We start from the raw sequence: 19,868 nt of genomic DNA, 5'->3' as shown, positions 1-19,868 counted from the left end.
CAGCCCGTTAGACGCAAGGTCATTGTGGCGCCATGACGACAAAGCCGCGATCCCTGACGTTTCAGTCCCCCGAAGAAACCGCCAATTTTGCCGAGCGTATTGGTGCAAACCTGCAATCGGGCGATGTTGTGATGTTGGAAGGTGAGATCGGCAGCGGCAAGACACATTTTGCGCGCGCGCTTATTCAGTCGCTCATGTCCGAGCCCGAAGATGTCCCTTCGCCTACGTTTACCTTGGTGCAGGTCTACGATACGCCAATTGGTGAAATATGGCACAGCGATCTCTATCGTCTGAGTGCAGTAGACGAGGTTGAGGAACTGGGCCTGATTGACGCTTTCGAAACCGCTATCTGCCTTGTCGAGTGGCCTGACAAACTTGGTCCACTTACACCAGGTGCCGCTTTGAAACTGACCTTTGAAACAGACCCTAACACTGAAGAGATGCGCCATCTGACCCTGTCATGGCTTGATCCGAAATGGACAAAGAAACTGGAGACCTTCGGATGACAAACAGGACGATCCTTGCCGAGGCCCTGATTGCTCAAACCCAATGGGCCGATGCCACCCGTGCACCGCTAGCGGGCGACGCTTCGGACCGCCGCTACGAACGGCTGACCGACCAGGCCAGCGGACAAACGGCCGTTTTGATGGATGCACCACCTGAAAAATGCGAGGATGTCGAGGACTTTGTACGCATCGGGAATTACCTGCGTTCGGTTGGCCTGAGCGCGCCTGAGATCTACGCAGAAGATGCGCAATACGGCTTTCTGTTGCTGGAAGATCTGGGTGACGATCTTTTTAGCCGGGTGCTGGCAAAGGATCCTTCGAAAGAACGTGTTTTGTATGAAGCGGCAACAGACGTTTTGCTGCACCTGCATCAAGCGCCGTCTTTGTCTTTGACATCCTTTGACCCGCCGCTGATGACCGAACTGTGCACGCTGGCCTTTACAAGTTACGCGGCCGGAATTGTGGGGTCTTACGACGCACGTGCACTAAGCCGGTTTGAACACCGTTTCGCGGATGTTCTGCACCGCGAAACATCAGGTGCGAAAGTGGTCGCGCTCAGGGACTATCACGCGGAAAATCTGATTTGGCTCCCGGATCGCGACGGGCTAAAACGCGTTGGCCTGCTGGACTTCCAATCAGCCGTTCTGGCGCATCCCGCCTATGATCTGGTCTCCCTTCTGCAGGACATTCGCCGCAAGGTCTCTCCCGGAGTCGAAATGCAGATGATCAATCGGTATATTGCGGCCTCTGGCATGGACGATCACGATTTTCGCACCGCTTACAGTGTGCTGGGCGCACAACGGAACCTGCGCATTTTAGGTGTGTTCGCACGCCTTGCCACGGACTTCGGCAAACCGCACTACGTGGACATGATACCAGCGGTCTGGGACCATCTGATGCGCGATCTGGATCATCCGGCCCTGGTTTCGATCGCACCGTTGCTGCACGAGGCTTTGCCCAGCCCAACCCCCGAAAACTTGAACAAGCTGAGGGTGCAATGACCGGTTCACCCTTTGGCGTGATGCTGTTTGCAGCAGGGTTTGGCACACGTATGGGCGCTTTGACCAAGGACCATCCCAAGCCGTTGATCAACGTGTCCGGGCGCCCTCTGATTGATCATGCGCTGGATCTTGTTTACGAACTTGACCCTGTGCGCATCGTGGCGAACGTGCATTACCATGCCGATCAGCTGTATGCGCATCTCAACCCCAAAGGGGTAATAATCTCACGCGAAGAACCAGAGATTCTGGAAACCGGCGGCGGATTAAGAGCCGCCCTGCCCTTGTTGGGCACCGACCCCGTTTTCACGCTGAACACCGATGCCATCTGGTCGGGCCCAAACCCTCTGACCCTGTTGCAGAAAGCGTGGGATCCGACCCGTATGGATGCGCTTTTGATGTGTGTTCCAATTGTCCAAACCGTTGGTCACACGGGGGACGGAGATTTCTCGGCCGACACAGACGGACGTATAACGCGCGGGCCGGGTTTGGTCTATGGGGGGGCGCAGATTATCAAAACAGATGGGTTGCACGCATTCCCGCAATCCGCGTTCTCGTTGAACCTGCTTTGGAACCAGATGCACGATCAAAATCGCCTGTTTGCTATAGAGTATCCGGGGCGATGGTGTGACGTCGGTCGCCCCGAAGGGATCGCACTGGCCGAAGGTCTGCTGACAGATGTTTGAACCCAGCACCCTGCCCCGCGTCTTTGCTGTGCCGCCCGGCACAGATTTCCCAAAAGCACTGGTGGATGGCCTGCGGCAGCGCTGCTCTGGCCCGCCGGAAACCTTGGCGCGGGTGGAGTTGGTGCTGAACACACGGCGCATGGAACGGCGCGTGCGCGAGCTGTTCAATCAAGGGCCGCCCTGCCTGCTGCCACGCCTGTCGCTGGTCACAGATTTGGGGGAAAGTGTTGATTTAGCCCAGGTTCCTCCAGCCATTCCACCGCTTCGACGGCGTCTGGAACTCACGCAGCTGGTGGCCAAACTGCTGGAACAGCAACCGGATCTGGCGGCGCGCTCTTCGGTCTTCGACCTCTCGGACAGCCTAGCGGCGCTTATTGATGAAATGCAAGGCGAAGGTGTGTCGCCCGAGGCCATTCGGCAGTTGGATGTCAGCGACATGTCGGGGCATTGGGCACGAGCGCAGGCTTTCATTGGCATTGCAGACCACTTCATCGATACCGGCGCACAAGCGATGGATGCGCAAGCCCGCCAACGCCGCGTTGTCGAAAACCTGATCGCGCGCTGGCAGGAGAATCCTCCGCAGCACCCAGTCATTCTGGCAGGCTCCACCGGGTCGCGCGGAACAACGCTTATGTTGATGGAGGCCATCGCGCGTCTGCCACAGGGGGCCTTGGTCCTGCCGGGTTATGATTTCGACCAGCCAGACCACGTTTGGCAGGGGTTGGACGATGCGCTGACATCGGAAGACCACCCACAATACCGGTTCCACAAACTGATGCGCGCGCTGGATCTTGCGCCTGATCAGGTTGCTGCATGGACTGACTTGTCCTCGCCTTCACGCGCGCGCAACCGTTTGGTTTCGCTCGCTTTACGCCCAGCGCCGGTAACTGACGCCTGGATGACCGAAGGGCCTGAACTGACCAACCTGGAGGGCGCAACCAAGGATCTGACCCTGGTCGAGGCGCAATCACCCCGCGCCGAAGCTTTGACCATCGCCTTGCGCCTGCGACAAGCCGCTGAAGACGGTCAAACCGCTGCCCTGATTACACCGGATCGCATGTTGACCCGTCAGGTCAGCGCCGCACTGGATCGGTGGAATATCCTACCGGATGACAGTGCGGGCTTGCCTCTGCAACTCTCACCGCCCGGTCGTTTTCTGCGCCATGTGGCCAACCTGTTCACGCGCCGCCTTGAAGGCGAGGCGTTGCTGACGCTGCTGAAACACCCGCTGTGCCATGACGGCGGTGAGCGTGGCACTCATCTGTTGCATACGCGTGATCTGGAGCTGGACCTTCGCCGCCATGGCCCGCCATTCCCCGACAGTATCAGCCTGACGGCATTTGCGATCCGCAAAGAAGCACCTGAAAGCTGGGTCAAATGGGTCGTACATCACTTTTGCGACCAGCAAATCAGCGGCGAGCTGCACCTGTCCGACTGGGTAGACCGGCTGACTACACTGGCCGAAGCGATCTCGGCTGGCAGCACAGGTGAAACCGGCACGCTTTGGGACAAAAACGCAGGTCAAAAGGCGCTGGCGGTCGTGAACTCTCTCAGAGATGAAGCGCAGCATGGTGGCCCGATGACGGCCCATGATTTTGCCGACCTTTTGGGCGCGCTTTTGGCCAGCGAAGAGGTTCGTGATCGCGATGCCCCGCATCCACATATCATGATCTGGGGTACCCTTGAGGCGCGAGTGCAGGGTGCCGACCTGCTGATTCTGGGCGGTTTGAATGAAGGAAGCTGGCCCGAGGCCCCGACGCCAGATCCGTGGCTGAACCGCCAGATGCGGGACAAAGCCGGATTGCTGCTGCCTGAACGCCGGATCGGCCTGTCGGCACATGATTTCCAGCAAGCCATCGGCGCGCCCGAGGTTTGGCTGACCCGCGCGACCCGCTCGGATGACGCGGAAACGGTGCCGTCGCGCTGGCTCAACCGGCTGACAAACTTGTTGCTAGGGTTGCCGGAGCAGGGCGGTCGCAACGCTCTGGAAGAAATGGGTGCGCGTGGTCAGCGCTGGCTGGACTGGTCAGAAGCTTTGGAAGAAGCGCCGTGCATTGAACCCGCGCCTCGCCCGTCGCCACGCCCGCCGGTCGCTGCAAAACCACGTCGCTTGTCAGTGACCGAAATCAAGCGGCTGATCCGCGATCCTTATGCGATCTATGCCAAACACGTGTTGCGCCTGAAACCGCTTGACCCCTTGGTGCAGGCTCCCGATGCCTTGCTGCGGGGCATCGTGATCCATGAAATCCTTGAACATTTCGTTAAAGACAGCGTTCTCGACAGCGCTTTGCTGACACGTGAGAATTTCCTCAAGCGGGCGCACAGCCTTCTGGACCAGCATGTGGCCTGGCCCACCGCCCGCAAACTCTGGCTGGCCCGGTTGGAACGGATCGCAGACGACTTCCTGAGCGCTGAACTCTCGCGCCGGGGTGACGGCGGGCCAATAGCGTTTGAAGCAGCTATGAAACTGGTGCTGAATCCTCTGGATTTTACCATCGTCGGACGTGCGGACCGGATTGATCGCAACAGCCGGGGCGCGCTGCGGATCATCGATTACAAAACCGGCGCGCCGCCCACAGAAAGTCAGCAATCCAAGTTCGACAAACAGCTGCTGATCGAGGCGGCCATGGCCGAGCAGGGCGGTATCGAAGGAATTGACCCGATAGACGTAGCCGAAGCCGTCTTCATCGGCATGGGCGGCAGTTACAAAGAGGTTGCCGCACCCTTGATCAAAGAGCCGACCGATAAAGTTATTGCTGAGCTGAAAGAGCTGATTTCAGCTTATTTAGAGCCTGATCAGGGGTTTTCATCCCGTCGGATGCTGCACAAAGACACAGATATCGGCGACTATGATCATCTGGCACGGTTCGGCGAATGGGACCGAACCGCTGAAACTTGCCCTGAGGACCTGAAATGAGCCCGCGAAACGACGCAACCGAACGGCAAGTGCAGGCGGCGCGACCGGATGCCTCGACATGGCTGGCGGCCAACGCAGGGTCCGGCAAAACGCGGGTTCTGACCGACCGCGTGGCGCGCCTGCTGTTGGGCGGGGTCCAACCTCAGCACATCTTGTGCCTGACCTATACCAAAGCGGCTGCCAGCGAGATGCAGAACAGATTGTTCAAGCGCCTTGGTGAGTGGGCAATGCTGGAAAATGCTGCTCTTTTGGAGCAATTGACCGATCTGGGCGTGCCCGGCGACATCGACTCGGACAGATTGGCGCAAGCCCGCACTTTGTTTGCCCGCGCCATCGAAACGCCGGGTGGTCTGAAAATCCAGACCATTCACTCGTTCTGCGCCTCGTTGCTGCGGCGGTTCCCGCTGGAGGCCGGGGTCAGCCCTCAGTTCTCCGAAATGGAAGACCGTGCAGCCGCCCTTTTGCGGGAAGAGATCGCCGAGGATTTCGCCGATGGTCCGCAAGCCGGGCTGGTAGAAGATGTGGCGCGGTTCGTGACTGATACGGGCTTTGACAAGCTGACGGCTGCGATCACGCACAGGCGCAACCTGTTTGAACAGCCATTGGGCTGGTCCGACCTTTTGAAACGGTTCGAACTTCCTGAAGGCTTTGACGAAACGGCCCTGGCCGGGCAGGTGTTTATGGGCGGCGAAGTCGAACTGATCCAGTCCATGCTGCCCGCATTGATAGAAAGCGGCGGCAACAATGCGAAAGCAGCGATGAAGCTGGCCGGGTTCACTGAGGCCCGATTGGCATATCTGCCTATGTTGGAAAGCGTGCTGCTGACCGGGAAAGGCGCAAAAGAGCCTTTCACCGCCAAGATCAACGGGTTTCCGACCAAACCCCTGCGTGAGGGCGAGCTGGCCGACCGGATGCCGCAATTGGAATCTTTCATGCTACGGGTCGAGGCCGCGCGCGAACAGCGCCTTGCCCTGGTCGCGGCACAGAAAACCGCCGTCCTGCACCGCTTTGCCGCAGCTTTCCTGCCAGAGTACGAGCGACGCAAGCAATTGCGCGGATGGCTGGATTTCGACGACCTGATCCTGCGCGCGCGGCAAGTTCTGAATGACCCGGCGGTGGCCGAATGGGTGCTGTATCGGTTGGACGGCGGCATCGACCATATTCTGGTGGACGAGGCACAGGACACCAGTCCGGACCAATGGGACGTGGTCGAGAAGCTGGCGCAGGAATTCACCAGCGGGGAAGGGGCCCGATCCGGGGTTGAGCGCACTATTTTTGTGGTCGGCGACAAGAAACAGTCGATTTATTCCTTTCAGGGCGCGGACCCGCAGGCGTTTGACAGAATGCAGGAAGAGTTTGGCCGGAAACTGGCTGAATCAGACTCTAAATTGTGGGATATGACGCTGGAATATTCGTTCCGCTCCTCCAGCGCGATCCTGTCTTTGGTCGATATTCTTTTTGAAAACCGGATCGAAGCTGGGTTTCACAAGGACAGCCTGCACCGCGCTTTCAAAGCTGACCTGCCGGGCCGGGTTGATCTTTGGCCTGTCGTGGAAAAGGTCGAAGAGGCCGAGGAGGGCGACTGGACCGATCCGGTGGATCGCCCCGGTGCGCGGCACCATACCGTCATTCTGGCCGAGCAGGTTGCACAATCGATCAAGGCCACGATCGAACGGGGCGAAACGATCCCTGAGGATGACAAGAACGGCACGTTTGTAAGACGAAAGGTAAAGCCGGGGGATTTCCTGATCCTTGTGCAGCGGCGGTCAGACCTGTTTGCCGAAATCATCCGCGCCTGCAAATCTGCCGGGCTGCCCATCGCCGGGGCCGACCGGCTTAAGGTGGGCGCTGAACTGGCGGTCAAAGACCTGGCCGCGCTGCTGAGCTTTCTGGCCACGCCCGAAGACAGCCTGTCGCTGGCAACGGTTTTGAAATCCCCTTTGTTCGGATGGTCTGAACAGCAGCTTTTCGATCTGGCGCACCGGCGAAAGGAGCAATTTCTTTGGGCCGCGCTGCGCAACCGGGCTGAAGAGTTTCCCGAAACGCTCGCCATTTTGAACGATCTACGCAGTCAGATCGACTTTCTACGCCCCTATGACCTGATTGAACGCATTCTGACCCGCCATGACGGGCGGCGCAAATTGCTGGGCCGTCTGGGGGCCGAAGCGGAAGACGGCATCAACGCACTCTTGTCTCAGGCACTGGCCTATGAGCGCACCGATATCCCCAGCTTGACTGGGTTTTTGGTCTGGATGCAGACCGACGATCTGGAAATCAAACGGCAGATGAGCGGTGTCGGCAACATGATCCGGGTGATGACCGTGCATGGATCAAAGGGTCTTGAGGCCCCGATCGTGATCCTGCCGGATACCGGCAAACGCCAAGCACCGCGCGATGCCGAGATCATGGTGACCGAAGGCATTCCGCTGTGGAAAGTGTCGACAGATGTCTCGCCCAAACTGATCGTTCAGGCGCGGGAAGAGGCGCGTACGCGTGAGGAAAATGAACGGCTCCGGTTGCTATATGTGGCTCTAACACGGGCCGAAAAGTGGTTAATCGTGGCCGCAGCCGGCGAATTGGGTAAAGACGGCAACAGCTGGTATCAAATGGTCGAGGCAGCGATGGAGAGGGCCGGAGCCGTGCAGCTGCCGGGTTCCAACATTCGCCGCCTGTCTCACGGGGATTGGGATGCGCTGCCTTTGGTCGAACAGCCTCAAACGGTCGCCGAGCAGGTCGATTTGCCGGACATGTATCGTCACCCGGCACCTGAGCCGATTGAGCCTGTAAGCGCGCTCAGCCCTTCGGATCTGGGGGGGGCCAAAGCGTTACCCGGTGATGCCGGTTTGGATGAAGACGCTGCGAAACTGCGTGGAACACGTCTGCATCTGCTGCTGGAACACTTGCCGATAGCTGAACCGGAGATTTGGCCCGAACTTTGCGCGCGGCTGCTACCGGACATGCAGGACACAGACCGGCAAGAGCTTTTGACCGCGGCCACCCGGGTTCTGACGGCTGAACCGCTGAGGAATATTTTTGCACCTGAAACTCTGGCAGAAGTTCCAGTAACCGCAGATTTGAATGGGCAGCGCATGCATGGGGTCATCGACCGGCTGGTCGTTTCGAACACGGACGTGCAAGTGGTTGATTTCAAAACAAATGCAACTGTTCCAATTCGCGTTGAAGACTGCCCTGAGGGCCTGTTACGCCAAATGGGGGCTTATGCGCAGGCGCTTGCTCAGATCTATCCTGACCGCAGCATTCGAACCGCCATTCTTTGGACCCGAACCGCGAACCTCATGTGGTTGCCACACGATCTTGTGACGGATGCCCTGACCCGCGCTCGGATACCTTGACCTTACCCCACGCGGCACCTACGTTCTGTTCCCGAGTTTACCCCATTCAGGAGACAGAATATGTCGACCGTAGCCGTTACCGACGACACCTTTGACGCCGAAGTCAAGAACTCGACCGTTCCCGTGGTCGTGGACTTCTGGGCAGAATGGTGCGGCCCCTGCAAGCAAATCGGCCCCGCACTGGAAGAGCTGGCCGCCGAGTATGGCGACAAGGTGAAAATCGCCAAGGTGGATGTGGATAGCAACCCGAACTCTGCCGCTGCGATGGGCGTACGCGGTATCCCTGCGCTGTTCATCTTCAAGGACGGTCAGGTTGTTTCCAACCGCGCAGGCGCAGCACCCAAGGCCGCGCTGCAAAGCTGGATCGACGAATCCATTTGATCTGGTCCTAGCAGAACGTTTCAAAGGCGCCTCAGATCGGGGCGCCTTTTTTGTTGGATATGTCGGAGAAACCAATGGCAAAAACGCGGGTGCTTGTAGAATTCGGGATGGGCACATCCCTGCGTCGAATGGACTATACCGAGGCGTCGTTGCGGGCGATCAAGGACGCGCTGTGGCACAACTCGGTCAACATGGCCGAACTGTTCGGGTTTCCTAAAGAGGCAATGATCATCGATGCCGAAATCGGGGTGCAGAAACCAGATCAGGTGGACACTGACGCGTTGAAGCCAATCTTTCCTTATGGCCAGCCGAATATCACCGTCACCAAAGGTGGGCTGGATATCGAAAAGCCACATGGGGACGGGTGCACGGTCATTGCAAACGCCGCCCTGATCGTTTCCTTTGACATGGAGCCTGCGCAATGAGTGAAAAACGCATCATTCTGGAGATGGGAACAGGCAACGACCTATACGGTCAGGATTATACCAAAGCGGCGCGGCGCGCGGTGCAGGATGCGTTGCATCATTCGTCTATCACATTGTTTTCCAAGCTGGGCATTGGTCATTCCCAAATGCGTGTCAGCGTGACCATCGGTGTCCAAAACCCTGATCAGGTGGATTGTGATCTGGTTGCTGCCGATCTGCCGCGGGGCCGCGCCGAAGTACGCGCGGTCAAAGGCGGTCTGGACGTGATGGATAACGAGGCCGGCACTAAACACGTGGTTGCAACCGCAGCAATCGAAGCATTTCTACCCGACTTGTCGGGGAAATACGTACAAAGCTGACAAAGAAAAAGCCGCTCGGGGTTCCGGGCGGCTGTTCCAATTCGGTAATCCAGACGAAGGATCAGATATTTGCGATGCTTTCGCGGGTCAGACCGATGTCTTCCAGCTGTGCGTCGCTGAGCTCCAACAGAAGGTTCCGTGTTTTACGTGCGTCGTTCCATTTCGCAACAGATTTGACGACGTTTGAGAACGCGTCCGCCACGTGCAGGATGGTAGCTGCTCCGAGCGGCGCATGAATGTTAGCTGTGGTTGCCATGTGCGCAGTCCTTAGATGTGAAACAGCCGACCCGTTGTCGGTTGTAAGCCTCATGTAGTCCCGCGCGCTTGGACTCACAATTGCTGGTCTGGTAACCCCGGATTGCATTTTCTGCATATCTTTTGGGCACTTTAAGAACGGGTTGCGCCAACACCTTACCCGGCCCATATATACCGCCAGCGAAAACGGAGACGATCATGGCAGATAACGACTTTCCCGGTTGGCACGGCACGACGATCATTGGCGTCAAAAAGAACGGTCAGGTTGTCATAGCCGGTGATGGTCAGGTCAGCCTCGGTCAGACCGTGATCAAGGGAACGGCCCGCAAAGTGCGCCGTTTGTCGCCCGGCGGATTCGAGGTTGTGGCAGGTTTTGCCGGATCGACCGCAGATGCTTTCACACTGCTGGAACGTTTGGAAGCCAAGCTTGAGGCCACACCCGGCCAATTGGCGCGCGCCTCGGTCGAACTGGCCAAGGACTGGCGCACCGACAAATACCTGCAAAAGCTTGAGGCGATGCTGATTGTCACTGATGGCAAGGATTTGCTGGTCATCACCGGGGCAGGGGACGTGCTAGAGCCTGAACACAACGTGGCGGCCATCGGATCGGGCGGAAACTTTGCACTGGCCGCGGCCCGCGCAATGATGGACAGCGACAAAGAAGCCGAGCAGGTCGCGCGCGCAGCCATGGCGATTGCCGCAGATATTTGCGTTTATACCAACGGCAATCTGACGGTTGAAACCATTTCAGGCTAACAATGCCTTGATCTCTTTCCCTTTCCAGCGACGGTGCATTCCGATCAACCCGAAGACCGCGGCGATGACCACGATGTAGTAAGGCACGCGGATGTCGATGCTCATCAACCCGCCGCCGATCAGGGACATAATCCCACCCGCCAGACAGAAGACCGCCGTGGTCACGCCCATGACCCAGCCTTGGTCCGTCTCACTGACGCTGGACGAGAACAGGCCCAGCATGGTTGGATATGCGACACCGAACAGGAAGTAGAAGAAGAAGACCGGCACATAACTGAGCACACCGCTGGGGCTGAAGGCAAAGGCCAGGCCGCAAATCACCATCACGATGAGAGACGTATAGATGATCTGGTGTTTGCTGAAACGTTCTTGCGCGGGCTTGACGAGGAAAGTGCTCGAGAACGCCAGCGCAAAGCCGATCACCACCATGGCCATGCTGCCACCGATCACACCGTATCCAAATGCGCTCGTCAGAAAGTTGTCGACGAAAACATAGAAAGTGACGTTGGCGATCATGAAGAATGCGTAAACCGGCAGGATTTTCAGAACCATCGGATGCCCACGCACGGCGATCAGGCTGTCGGTGATATCACGTGGGCGGAATACAAAGGGTTCGCGCTCGGTCCGGGTGTCCTTGAAGAAGGTTGTGACCAGGAAGATGGCAATCAGAACCAGAACAAATGCGCCGTAGAACGGGGTTTTCAGGGTTGCGTAACTGCCCAACAAGGCCGCGTCGGACAGGACCGCTCCGATAATCGGGCCGCCCACCAGACCAAAGCTGACGCCGGTCACGATATAGCCCATGTTGCGGTCGCGGTCGGCCGCATCGGTGCTGCCATCAATCATCGCCGCCTGCGCGATGGGCTGGTTGCCAGCCGTGAACCCGGTGATCGAGCGCCCGACGATCAGCAGCAACAGGCTATTCATGTAAAGCGCCGCGATGGTCAGTGCATAACCGACCAGTGCTCCACCCAGACAGACCAGCAGCGCGTTCTTTCGCCCGATGGAATCTGAAACCTTCGAGACGTAAACAACCCCAAGAAACCAGGACAGGAAGAAACAGCCGATCACGAGGCCATAATAAAAGTGGCGTCGCCCCACTGGTGTGCTGTCTGGCAGGAACCCGGACTTCGTTTCCATGATGAGCGAGTTGATGATCGGAAAGACCAGACCTTGCCCGATCAGGTCGACAAATACCACGAACAACAAGGTGATCTTGGCAATCTTGGTCATAAAAAACGCCCCCGGTTCCAATACCTTGGGACGAGTGTAACAGACAGTTGCTCTGTTACCTAAAGCGTTTCGGGTTTTATCTGAATCAAACTGCGACGCGAAAGTCCCGAGAACGCCGGAAGCGTGGCAGGGTATTCACGTCGCAAGTTAATGTCGAAACGCTGTTTAGCCGTGTCAGAGGCCGGGGGGGTCGGCCTCTGACCTGAGTGGTTACTTCAGTGATGCAACGCCCAGCGGCACACCAGCGACTTCGCACCAGATGTACACTTCGTTGTAACCCGACACATCCATGGTCGGCGGCACGGCATAAGATTGCTTGCCGGTCAGGTGCAGCAACGCGCCCAGTTTGCTGTCGGGGGCATATTTGCCATCCTTACCAAATGCGACACGCGGGTCGGGGCCGTTGTCCAGCGAGAAATCCTCGCCCAGTTCAACGATATAACGGTCACCATCCTTGACCAGTTTCACCGAACCGGTGGTGATGTGGTTCGAGCGACCCTCGAACGAGCCTTTCTTTTTGGCGCCGCCGGCCAGGGCAGTGGTGGTACCGGCCAGGGTGAGCGCTGCGCCCGTGGCAGCAGCTTTCACAAAAAGCGAACGACGAGTCATCATGATTTGATATCTCCATTGATAGATGCAGGCAGGTTTGCCCGTCGCAAAAACTATGCCGTACGTGCTGCACCCATGGCGATTCACATCGGCACGAATTTCCGTGTGCACCCCGTGAGTTGGCGTGAGTTTTCCGTGATCAGCTTGTGTTTTCCCGTCTTATGATTAGGTTCCGTTTCGAAACAACCGGATTGAAAACACATGACCGACCTGACCCCGCGCGAGATTGTCTCGGAACTAGACCGCTTTATTATTGGCCAGAAGGATGCCAAACGAGCGGTGGCCGTTGCCTTGCGCAATCGTTGGCGGCGCAAACAGCTGGCCGACGACATTCGGGACGAAGTCTACCCCAAGAATATTCTGATGATCGGCCCGACCGGTGTCGGCAAGACCGAGATCAGCCGACGTCTGGCCAAACTGGCCCGTGCGCCCTTTATCAAGGTCGAGGCCACCAAGTTCACTGAGGTTGGTTATGTCGGTCGAGATGTCGAGCAAATCATTCGTGATCTGGCGGATGCAGCCATTGTTCAGACCCGCGAATACATGCGCGAGGATGTTAAGGCGCGCGCGCATCAGGCCGCCGAAGATCGCGTGATTGCCGCAATAGCAGGCGAAGACGCCCGCGAAGGTACTCGCGAGATGTTTCGCCAGAAACTGAAAGCCGGAGAACTGGATGACACGGTGATCGAGCTGGAGCTCTCCGACACTTCAAACCCAATGCCGATGTTCGACATTCCCGGTCAGCCGGGCAGTCAGATGGGCATGATGAATCTGGGTGACATTTTCGGTAAAGCGTTTGGCGGACGAACCGTTAAGAAACGCATGACGGTCGCTGAAAGCTATGACGCTCTGATCGGAGAAGAGGCCGACAAGCTGCTGGATGACGAAACCGTCAATCGGGTTGCCCTCGAAGCGGTCGAGCAAAACGGGATCGTTTTCCTGGATGAGATCGACAAGGTCTGCGCCCGTTCGGAAGCGCGCGGTGGCGATGTCAGCCGCGAAGGGGTGCAGCGCGACCTGCTACCTCTGATCGAAGGCACCACCGTCAGCACCAAACACGGCCCGGTAAAAACCGACCATATCCTGTTCATCGCCTCAGGCGCGTTCCACATCGCCAAACCTTCGGACCTTCTGCCAGAACTGCAGGGCCGTCTGCCCATCCGCGTTGAACTGCGTGCGCTCACCGAAGAGGACTTCGTGCGCATTCTAACCGAAACCGACAACGCCCTGACCAGACAGTACACCGCCCTGATGGGGACCGAAGAGGTCACGGTCAGCTTTACTGAAGACGGCATTGCCGCACTGGCTAGGATTGCTGCAGACGTGAACCAGAGCGTTGAAAATATCGGCGCGCGCCGGCTTTACACAGTGATGGAGCGGGTGTTCGAAGACCTCTCATTTGCTGCACCGGATAAGGCCGGAACAGAGATCACTGTCGATGCGCAATTCGTCAGTGACAATCTTGGTGAATTGACCAAGTCCGCAGACCTGAGCCGTTACGTTTTGTAACAGGGCCAGCCGTTTTTTGCCGCTCTTTCAGACGTTCGACGCTGGACGCGGAGTGAGAATAAGATAGCGTAAGCACGATTCAACCCGAGGGCTGGCACGTGCTGCGCTATTTCATCGTTTTACTCTTGTCCCTTTCGCTGAGCGCCTGTGTTGATCGGACTGTGTCCGAAATTGTTCCATCGGCTGTGGCTGTTGGTACACCTGAAACGATTTTTGCCAGTACGACCCGAGCGCGCGAAGTCGATGGATCTTATGGTTTCCGGCGTGGCGAGACGCTCCAGTTTCTGGAAACGACGGTTTCAATTCCGCCAACACATACTCCGGGTACGCTCAAATTCTCATATGCAAACCCCAACCCGCAGAAGGAATTCGTACTGACAGGCGTGACCGAGCTGGACGGCCCGCAAGGTCTGCGCGAACACCTGCGCGGTCAGGATGACGTTACGATTTTTGTACACGGCTATAACTCGACTCAGACCGAAACCATCTTCCGCGCCGCTCAGCTGACCCATGACATTGGTCTTCCGGGATCTACGCTGGTGTATTCATGGCCAAGCCGAGCAACCGGCTATGGGTATGCCTATGACCTGGACAGCATGCTGTTCGCCCGCGACGGGCTAGAGCAGACCATCCGCGAACTCAAGGCCATGGGCGTAAAGCGCGTTATTCTGGTTGCACATTCCATGGGCGGCGCCTTGTCGATGGAAATGATGCGACAAGCTGAGCTGCAGGAACCCGGGTGGGCGAAAAGAAACCTCGAAGGTGTCGTGCTGATCTCACCGGATCTGGATCTGGATCTGTTTCGCTCGCAAATGAAACGCATCGACAATCCACCCGACCCGTTTCTTGTTATGGTATCCCAAAAGGACAAAATCCTGAATATCTCGGCTCGTCTGCGCGGCACGGATGAGGGTGAAAGGCTTGGAAACATCAGCTCGATCGCCTCGCTTGAAGAATTCCCGATCAGCGTAATCGATACCACCGCATTCAACAGCGATGCAGCGTCCTCGCATTTCGTCGCCGCAACCTCTCCTGCACTGCTGTCGATCCTCAGCTCGTTGCGGCGTATCAACAGTACGTTCGGGCGCGAAGATCGGCAGGCCATCGATATTCTCGTGCCGCCCAGCGAACGCAACCCCGATGGCGCCACTGAAATTGTATTGACCGAAACCGGACAGGCCGAGGTGACCACACCGTGACGCAGTTTAATCTGCGTCGGTTTCTAACTGACAATGCGGCGTGGTTGGGAGCCGGAGTCCTGCTGACCTTCCTGTCCAGTTTTGGGCAGACCTTCTTTATCTCGGTCTTTGCCGGTGAAATTCGCACTGCTTACGGCCTCAGCCACGGGGCCTGGGGTGGGTTGTATTCTCTGGGCACGCTCGTAGCGGCACTGGTGATGATCTGGGCGGGCGGGCTGACAGATGTTTTCCGCGTCCGCATGTTGGGACCTGTGGTTCTGGCCGGGTTGGCGTTGGCGGCACTGGCCATGTCGATGAACAGCTGGGTATTGCTGCTGCCCGCGGTGATCTTTCTTTTGCGCCTGTTTGGACAAGGCATGAGCACCCATCTTGCGATGGTTGCAATGGCCCGTTGGTTCACCGCAACACGGGGCAAGGCCTTGTCCATTGCCTCGGTCGGATACGCGATCGGAGAGGCGCTGCTGCCGCTGGCATTTGTCACCGCCATGGTGTTTCTGGACTGGCGGTGGCTGTGGGGGCTTGCAGCCATTATCGTTTTGCTGGGTATTCCAATTCTGATGCGCCTTCTCAGGGAAGAACGCACACCGCAAAGCCTTGCCAGCGAGTATTCAGCCACCGGTATGCAAGGCCGTCACTGGACTCGGAGTGATGCGCTAAAACACCCGTTGTTCTGGTTTATGGCACCCGCTGTCCTTGGGCCTTCGGCTTTTGTCACGGCCTTCTTTTTTCATCAGGTCCATTTGGCCGAAGTGAAAGGATGGGCTCACATCCAATTGGTCGCCTTGTTTCCCGTTTACACCGGGGTATCGCTGCTTTCGATGTTTGCGGCCGGCTGGGCATTGGACAAATGGGGCACAGCACGGATGATGCCTTATTACCAGCTGCCGATTGCGCTGGGTTTTGTGACTCTTGCCCTGACTACCTCGATTGCCGGGGCGACGCTTGGGCTGGTTCTTCTGGCGCTCACCGCCGGGGCAAACAGCACGTTACCTAGCGCCTTCTGGGCCGAGTTCTACGGCACCCGACACATCGGTGCGATCAAAGCGATGGCAACAGCGGTCATGGTTCTGGGTTCGGCGATCGGTCCGGGTCTGACCGGAGTGCTGATCGATTGGGGCGTTTCGTTGGATACTCAGTTCCTGTGGACCGGAGGATTTTTTGTTCTGGTCTGCACGCTGGTCCGTGTTGGTGTAACCCGTGCGGCACGATCCCTTTAGCGAAGACGCCGCAAGTAAACGTAATAAGCTCCATCCCCACCATGGCTTATGTGGGCGGGCGTAACCTGCATCACCGCCTGCGCCAGTGGCGGAATGGTCAGCCAATGCGGCACCTGATTTCGGAGTACTCCGCGTGGGGTCGGAATCGGGCCCGGTTCGTCCCGATCCTTTCCTTTGCCGGTCACAACCAAAACCAACCGTTTGCCTTGTGCCTGCGCTGTCAGGACAAAACGGATCAGCGCGGGATGCGCCGTGTCGACCCGCATGCCGTGCAAGTCCAGTTTGCTTTCCGGTTTGAGCTTACCGCGCTTCATTCGGCCAAAAGCTTTGTTGTCCATCTGAACCGGCGTTCTGCGCAGCGCATCTGTGACCGATGGCTTCAAATCATTTGGCTTTGGTTTTGTCTGATGAGTCTCACCAATTTCAAACGCTTCGAACCGAGGTCTCGGCGTTTTTTTCGGCTTGGGTTTCGGCAATGAGGTCGGATGCACCGTCTGTGGAATTTCCGGATGCATCCGTTCGGCTTGTTTGGCGACCTTGCGCCAAAGCTCGATCTCTTCAGTCGTCAGTTTGCGCCGGGTCATCAGAATTCGTCCGGCAGCAGGGCATAGGCCCGCTGAATCGGCAACAAAACGACCATCCGACCCGGATCTTTTAACCTGCCCGCAGCTTGCCCGGCTTCGTCACCCGTTCCGAAAAAGATGTCTGCCCGCTGGGCACCCTTGATGGCGGCCCCAGTGTCCTGCGCGATCATCAGGCGACGCATCGGGTTTTTGCCGTCCTTCTCAACCCAGACCGGCGCCCCCAATGGCGTATAGGCCGGATCCGCCGCAATGCTGCGCATCGTTGTAATCGATCGGTTCATGGCCCCCAATGGCCCAAGTTCGGGCGCAACGCGCGAGACTTCACGAAAGAAAACATAGGAAGGATTGTGGAACAGCAGCTCGGCACCGGCCTCAGGGTTCTTGCGCACCCACGCCCGGATCATCTGAGCACTGACCTCATGCGCGCCTAAAATCCCGCGCCGAACCAGTTCGACACCGATGGATCTGTACGGATGACCGTTTGCGCCCCCGTATCCCACACGCAAGGCACCACCATCGGGCAGCCGCACACGTCCCGAACCCTGAATTTGCAGGAAAAACAGCTCGACCGGGTCATCGACCCAAGCAATTTCAAGCCCGCGACCCTGCATCACATCACCAGTCAGGATTTCCCGACGGCTGAGCCATGGCCCGTCTCGCGCTTCGGGGGGCATCTGGTAAATGGGGTACTTGAAACGATCAGTCCGGCTGCGCGCACCATCAAGCTCTGGCTCAAAATACCCCGTGAACAGGGCGTCTTTGCCATCCTCGACCAAGACGGGGCGGAAAAAGAGTTCAAAAAACGCCCGTGCCGCATCCGCTTCATACGTTCCCGCAACTCCGCATAACGCACGCCAGTCCGGGTCCTTCAGATCGCCGCAAGTGTTCAGAAAAACGGAAAGGGCCGCGCCGTGGTCATCTTCGGCCCAGCCCTGCAGATCGTCAAACGACAGAATGGATCGCGTTGCCTCGGCTCCGGCAGCGCTGGCGGCGGTCATTGCACCCACCAGAAAAAGCGACCGGAGCGTTGCAATCATGCGTCCGTGGCAACAAGCAGCCAGTTCGGATCGTCCTTGCCCATCACACGGGCAAAGGTCCAGCTGTCCTTTTGACGTTTCACGGTGTTGGGGTTGCCCTCGACAATATCACCGCCGCGATCCCGCACGACCGAGGTCAGTTCACCCACAAACTTCATGGTGATCTCGGCCTCATTGGTGTCTTTGTCGAATTTGACATCCGACAGGGTGGTTTCCCGCACGCCGATAAACTCGGCCTCGATGGTCAGGCCCTGATCTTCGCGGGCAGCGACGACCGAGACGAATGTTTCAAATACCTCTTCCGACAGGAACGGCTGGATTTCGTCCAGGTTGCCTTTTTCGAACCCCATCACAATCATCTCATAAGCACCGCGTGCGCCCTGAACAAATTCATTGACAGAAAAGGCGGGCTCAACCCGTTTCATCGCGGCCAGGGTTTGCGCCTGTTCGCTGTCTTCGGCGACATGGTCAGTGATGTCATGATCCGGGCCGCCTTCGATCACCTCGAAATCGCGACGCGATTTATGCGCTTCAGGCTGTTGCTGCAAAGGTGGTTTCTCAAAACCTTCACGCGTACCCAACACGCTTTTGAGGCGCAGGATCAGGAAAACGGCAATTCCGGCCAGGACCAGTAGCTGGATCATGGGTTCGTTCATTTCATCCTCTTTTCAAAACCGCGACTTTGTATACGCGGCCTCATGCTACTATGTAGGTGAGCGTGGGTGGCAAGTCCACAGCCCGGCCTTAGGGAAAGGATAACGCAAATGTATCTGTTCTTGGCATTTTTGTTGGTGCCCATAATCGAGATCGCTCTGTTTATTCAGGTGGGTGGTCTGATTGGACTTTGGCCAACCCTTGCCATCGTTGTACTGACCGCCGTTCTGGGCACGGTTCTGGTGCGGACACAAGGTCGCATGGCATTGGTAAATTTGCAGCGATCGTTCGCTGAACTGGATGACCCAACCGAACCTTTGGCCCACGGTGCTATGATCCTTTTGTCCGGTGCATTGCTGCTGACACCGGGTTTTTTCACCGATGCCATAGGATTTGCCTTGCTGGTACCGGGCGTTCGTGTCGCTGTTTTCCGCTACCTGAAGTCTAAAGTCACCGTGGCACAGTTTCAGATGGGACCGGGCACAGGATTTCAATCGCGACAAAACCCTTTCGAGCAGGGGGACATCATTGACGGTGAATTCAGCGAAGTTCGCCCGAAAAAAGACCCTTCTAAGCCATCGAAATGGGTGGAAGGGCCCCACCAGCATTGAGGTGCCGCGCCCAACTTGCTAAGCAGTGGCGAAATTTAATTTTGGAGTAGATCCATGGCCGAAGAAAACGCTGCAGAAAACACTGCGGCCCAAGCCGCCCCGCAGGTTCAAATGCGGGTTCTGGGGCAGTTCATCCGTGACATGTCTTTTGAAAACGTGATGGCGCAAAAGGGTGTGTCAGGCGACGTGCAGCCGGAAATCGCTGTTCAGGTGAACCTGGACGCGAAAAAGCGCAGCGCTGAACATCAGTTCGAAGTGTCCATCAAGCTGAACCTGACATCCAAAGCCAAAGGCATGGATGATGTGCTGTTCCTGTGCGAACTGGACTATTGTGGGCTGTTCCACGTGGAAGGCGTGCCAGAAGATCAGATGCACCCGTTCCTGATGATCGAATGCCCGCGGATGCTGTTCCCGTTCCTGCGCCGCATCGTCAGCGACATCACCCGTGATGGCGGCTTCCCGCCGGTGAATCTGGACAATATCGATTTCGTGGCGCTGTATCGCAACGAATTGATGCGTCGTCAGGCCGCTCAGGCCGAAAAGACCGACGCCTAAGGCTTTGACCCGTGCCTGACCGGA

19 protein-coding genes and 1 pseudogene are annotated in these 19,868 nt (G+C 57.5%); 14 read left to right on the top strand and 6 right to left on the bottom strand.

Annotation, left to right across the window (positions count from 1 at the left end; translation table 11 throughout):
- Positions 1–32: 32 nt before the first annotated feature.
- From tsaE to ACXADZ_RS17565, 8 genes and pseudogenes are all read left to right on the top strand, one after another.
- The gene (tsaE, locus tag ACXADZ_RS17600) at positions 33–506 is read left to right on the top strand and encodes a tRNA (adenosine(37)-N6)-threonylcarbamoyltransferase complex ATPase subunit type 1 TsaE (RefSeq protein ID WP_475198339.1); all 474 of its coding nucleotides are present in this window, start codon (positions 33–35) and stop codon (positions 504–506) included.
- Positions 503–1,507: an aminoglycoside phosphotransferase family protein gene (locus ACXADZ_RS17595; RefSeq protein ID WP_171092744.1), complete on the top strand. Its 1,005-nt coding sequence runs from the start codon at positions 503–505 to the stop codon at positions 1,505–1,507. Before tsaE ends, ACXADZ_RS17595 begins: the two co-directional genes overlap by 4 nt.
- Positions 1,504–2,190, top strand: coding sequence for a nucleotidyltransferase family protein (locus ACXADZ_RS17590; protein ID WP_475198336.1), 687 nt, complete (start codon positions 1,504–1,506; stop codon positions 2,188–2,190). The genes ACXADZ_RS17595 and ACXADZ_RS17590 overlap by 4 nt, the downstream gene beginning before the upstream one ends.
- Positions 2,183–5,107 (top strand): double-strand break repair protein AddB, encoded by a 2,925-nt coding sequence (addB, locus tag ACXADZ_RS17585; protein ID WP_475198334.1) that lies wholly within the window; start codon positions 2,183–2,185, stop codon positions 5,105–5,107. Before ACXADZ_RS17590 ends, addB begins: the two co-directional genes overlap by 8 nt.
- The gene (gene addA, locus ACXADZ_RS17580) at positions 5,104–8,460 is read left to right on the top strand and encodes a double-strand break repair helicase AddA (RefSeq protein ID WP_475198332.1); all 3,357 of its coding nucleotides are present in this window, start codon (positions 5,104–5,106) and stop codon (positions 8,458–8,460) included. The genes addB and addA overlap by 4 nt, the downstream gene beginning before the upstream one ends.
- Positions 8,461–8,502: 42 nt before the next feature.
- Positions 8,503–8,841, top strand: a pseudogene (trxA, locus tag ACXADZ_RS17575) (thioredoxin); the annotation flags it as partial.
- A gap of 74 nt (positions 8,842–8,915) precedes the next feature.
- Complete coding sequence (locus tag ACXADZ_RS17570; RefSeq protein ID WP_475198329.1) at positions 8,916–9,266, top strand: Lin0512 family protein; 351 nt, start codon at positions 8,916–8,918, stop codon at positions 9,264–9,266.
- On the top strand, positions 9,263–9,625 hold the full coding sequence (locus ACXADZ_RS17565) for a Lin0512 family protein (protein ID WP_475198327.1): 363 nt from the start codon (positions 9,263–9,265) through the stop codon (positions 9,623–9,625). The genes ACXADZ_RS17570 and ACXADZ_RS17565 overlap by 4 nt, the downstream gene beginning before the upstream one ends.
- A 61-nt stretch (positions 9,626–9,686) precedes the next feature.
- On the opposite strand, the gene ACXADZ_RS17560 is transcribed toward ACXADZ_RS17565, so the two are convergent.
- On the bottom strand, positions 9,687–9,881 hold the full coding sequence (locus tag ACXADZ_RS17560) for a DUF1127 domain-containing protein (protein ID WP_475198325.1): 195 nt from the start codon (positions 9,879–9,881) through the stop codon (positions 9,687–9,689).
- Positions 9,882–10,078: 197 nt separating this feature from the next.
- Here ACXADZ_RS17560 and hslV point away from each other — a divergent pair, with 197 nt between their 5' ends.
- The gene (gene hslV / locus ACXADZ_RS17555; RefSeq protein WP_475198324.1) at positions 10,079–10,636 is read left to right on the top strand and encodes an ATP-dependent protease subunit HslV; all 558 of its coding nucleotides are present in this window, start codon (positions 10,079–10,081) and stop codon (positions 10,634–10,636) included.
- Here the strand turns inward: hslV and ACXADZ_RS17550 are convergent.
- Positions 10,628–11,869, bottom strand: coding sequence for an MFS transporter (locus ACXADZ_RS17550; protein ID WP_475198323.1), 1,242 nt, complete (start codon positions 11,867–11,869; stop codon positions 10,628–10,630). The two genes, hslV and ACXADZ_RS17550, sit on opposite strands and share 9 nt — an antisense overlap.
- 210 nt (positions 11,870–12,079) lie before the next feature.
- Entirely contained in the window at positions 12,080–12,481 is a 402-nt protein-coding gene (locus ACXADZ_RS17545) for a DM13 domain-containing protein (protein ID WP_171092762.1), read from the bottom strand.
- Positions 12,482–12,679: 198 nt separating this feature from the next.
- Between ACXADZ_RS17545 and hslU the strand changes: the two genes are divergently transcribed.
- The 3 genes from hslU to ACXADZ_RS17530 all read left to right on the top strand — a co-directional run bounded on the left by hslU (position 12,680) and on the right by ACXADZ_RS17530 (position 16,403).
- A complete protein-coding gene (hslU, locus tag ACXADZ_RS17540; RefSeq protein WP_475198322.1) occupies positions 12,680–13,987 on the top strand; it encodes an ATP-dependent protease ATPase subunit HslU in 1,308 nt (435 codons plus the stop codon).
- Positions 13,988–14,085: 98 nt separating this feature from the next.
- On the top strand, positions 14,086–15,186 hold the full coding sequence (locus tag ACXADZ_RS17535; RefSeq protein ID WP_475198320.1) for an alpha/beta hydrolase: 1,101 nt from the start codon (positions 14,086–14,088) through the stop codon (positions 15,184–15,186).
- On the top strand, positions 15,183–16,403 hold the full coding sequence (locus tag ACXADZ_RS17530) for an MFS transporter (RefSeq protein ID WP_475198319.1): 1,221 nt from the start codon (positions 15,183–15,185) through the stop codon (positions 16,401–16,403). Before ACXADZ_RS17535 ends, ACXADZ_RS17530 begins: the two co-directional genes overlap by 4 nt.
- Here ACXADZ_RS17530 and ACXADZ_RS17525 read toward each other — a convergent pair.
- From ACXADZ_RS17525 to ACXADZ_RS17515, 3 genes are read right to left on the bottom strand one after another with little or no spacing between them, the layout of a single operon-like run.
- Positions 16,400–16,987, bottom strand: coding sequence for a Smr/MutS family protein (locus ACXADZ_RS17525; protein WP_171092771.1), 588 nt, complete (start codon positions 16,985–16,987; stop codon positions 16,400–16,402). The two genes, ACXADZ_RS17530 and ACXADZ_RS17525, sit on opposite strands and share 4 nt — an antisense overlap.
- A complete protein-coding gene (gene mltA, locus ACXADZ_RS17520; protein ID WP_475198317.1) occupies positions 16,987–18,024 on the bottom strand; it encodes a murein transglycosylase A in 1,038 nt (345 codons plus the stop codon). Before mltA ends, ACXADZ_RS17525 begins: the two co-directional genes overlap by 1 nt.
- Complete coding sequence (locus ACXADZ_RS17515) at positions 18,021–18,680, bottom strand: Tim44/TimA family putative adaptor protein (protein ID WP_171092775.1); 660 nt, start codon at positions 18,678–18,680, stop codon at positions 18,021–18,023. The genes mltA and ACXADZ_RS17515 overlap by 4 nt, the downstream gene beginning before the upstream one ends.
- A 108-nt stretch (positions 18,681–18,788) precedes the next feature.
- Between ACXADZ_RS17515 and ACXADZ_RS17510 the strand changes: the two genes are divergently transcribed.
- Both ACXADZ_RS17510 and secB read left to right on the top strand, forming a co-directional pair.
- Positions 18,789–19,289, top strand: coding sequence for an FxsA family protein (locus ACXADZ_RS17510; protein ID WP_171092777.1), 501 nt, complete (start codon positions 18,789–18,791; stop codon positions 19,287–19,289).
- Between the two features lie 54 nt (positions 19,290–19,343).
- Positions 19,344–19,844: a protein-export chaperone SecB gene (gene secB, locus ACXADZ_RS17505; RefSeq protein ID WP_171092779.1), complete on the top strand. Its 501-nt coding sequence runs from the start codon at positions 19,344–19,346 to the stop codon at positions 19,842–19,844.
- Positions 19,845–19,868 lie beyond the last annotated feature (24 nt).

The organism is Ruegeria sp. ABM4_193 (assembly GCF_056158705.1).
The sequence above is the reverse complement of the archived record's forward strand: the minus strand, read 5'-3'. Positions and strand labels throughout refer to the sequence as shown.

Bases quoted from the DNA above. Each gene is read 5' to 3' on its own strand.
- ACXADZ_RS17595 (WP_171092744.1), top strand. From the start codon at position 503: ATGACAAACAGGACGATCCTTGCCGAGGCCCTGATTGCTCAAACCCAA.
- tsaE (WP_475198339.1), top strand. From the start codon at position 33: ATGACGACAAAGCCGCGATCCCTGACGTTTCAGTCCCCCGAAGAAACC.
- ACXADZ_RS17545 (WP_171092762.1), bottom strand. From the start codon at position 12,481: ATGATGACTCGTCGTTCGCTTTTTGTGAAAGCTGCTGCCACGGGCGCA.
- ACXADZ_RS17565 (WP_475198327.1), top strand. From the start codon at position 9,263: ATGAGTGAAAAACGCATCATTCTGGAGATGGGAACAGGCAACGACCTA.
- ACXADZ_RS17560 (WP_475198325.1), bottom strand. From the start codon at position 9,881: ATGGCAACCACAGCTAACATTCATGCGCCGCTCGGAGCAGCTACCATC.
- ACXADZ_RS17570 (WP_475198329.1), top strand. From the start codon at position 8,916: ATGGCAAAAACGCGGGTGCTTGTAGAATTCGGGATGGGCACATCCCTG.
- hslV (WP_475198324.1), top strand. From the start codon at position 10,079: ATGGCAGATAACGACTTTCCCGGTTGGCACGGCACGACGATCATTGGC.
- addA (WP_475198332.1), top strand. From the start codon at position 5,104: ATGAGCCCGCGAAACGACGCAACCGAACGGCAAGTGCAGGCGGCGCGA.
- secB (WP_171092779.1), top strand. From the start codon at position 19,344: ATGGCCGAAGAAAACGCTGCAGAAAACACTGCGGCCCAAGCCGCCCCG.
- ACXADZ_RS17515 (WP_171092775.1), bottom strand. From the start codon at position 18,680: ATGAACGAACCCATGATCCAGCTACTGGTCCTGGCCGGAATTGCCGTT.
- addB (WP_475198334.1), top strand. From the start codon at position 2,183: ATGTTTGAACCCAGCACCCTGCCCCGCGTCTTTGCTGTGCCGCCCGGC.
- ACXADZ_RS17550 (WP_475198323.1), bottom strand. From the start codon at position 11,869: ATGACCAAGATTGCCAAGATCACCTTGTTGTTCGTGGTATTTGTCGAC.
- ACXADZ_RS17590 (WP_475198336.1), top strand. From the start codon at position 1,504: ATGACCGGTTCACCCTTTGGCGTGATGCTGTTTGCAGCAGGGTTTGGC.
- ACXADZ_RS17510 (WP_171092777.1), top strand. From the start codon at position 18,789: ATGTATCTGTTCTTGGCATTTTTGTTGGTGCCCATAATCGAGATCGCT.
- ACXADZ_RS17525 (WP_171092771.1), bottom strand. From the start codon at position 16,987: ATGACCCGGCGCAAACTGACGACTGAAGAGATCGAGCTTTGGCGCAAG.
- hslU (WP_475198322.1), top strand. From the start codon at position 12,680: ATGACCGACCTGACCCCGCGCGAGATTGTCTCGGAACTAGACCGCTTT.
- mltA (WP_475198317.1), bottom strand. From the start codon at position 18,024: ATGATTGCAACGCTCCGGTCGCTTTTTCTGGTGGGTGCAATGACCGCC.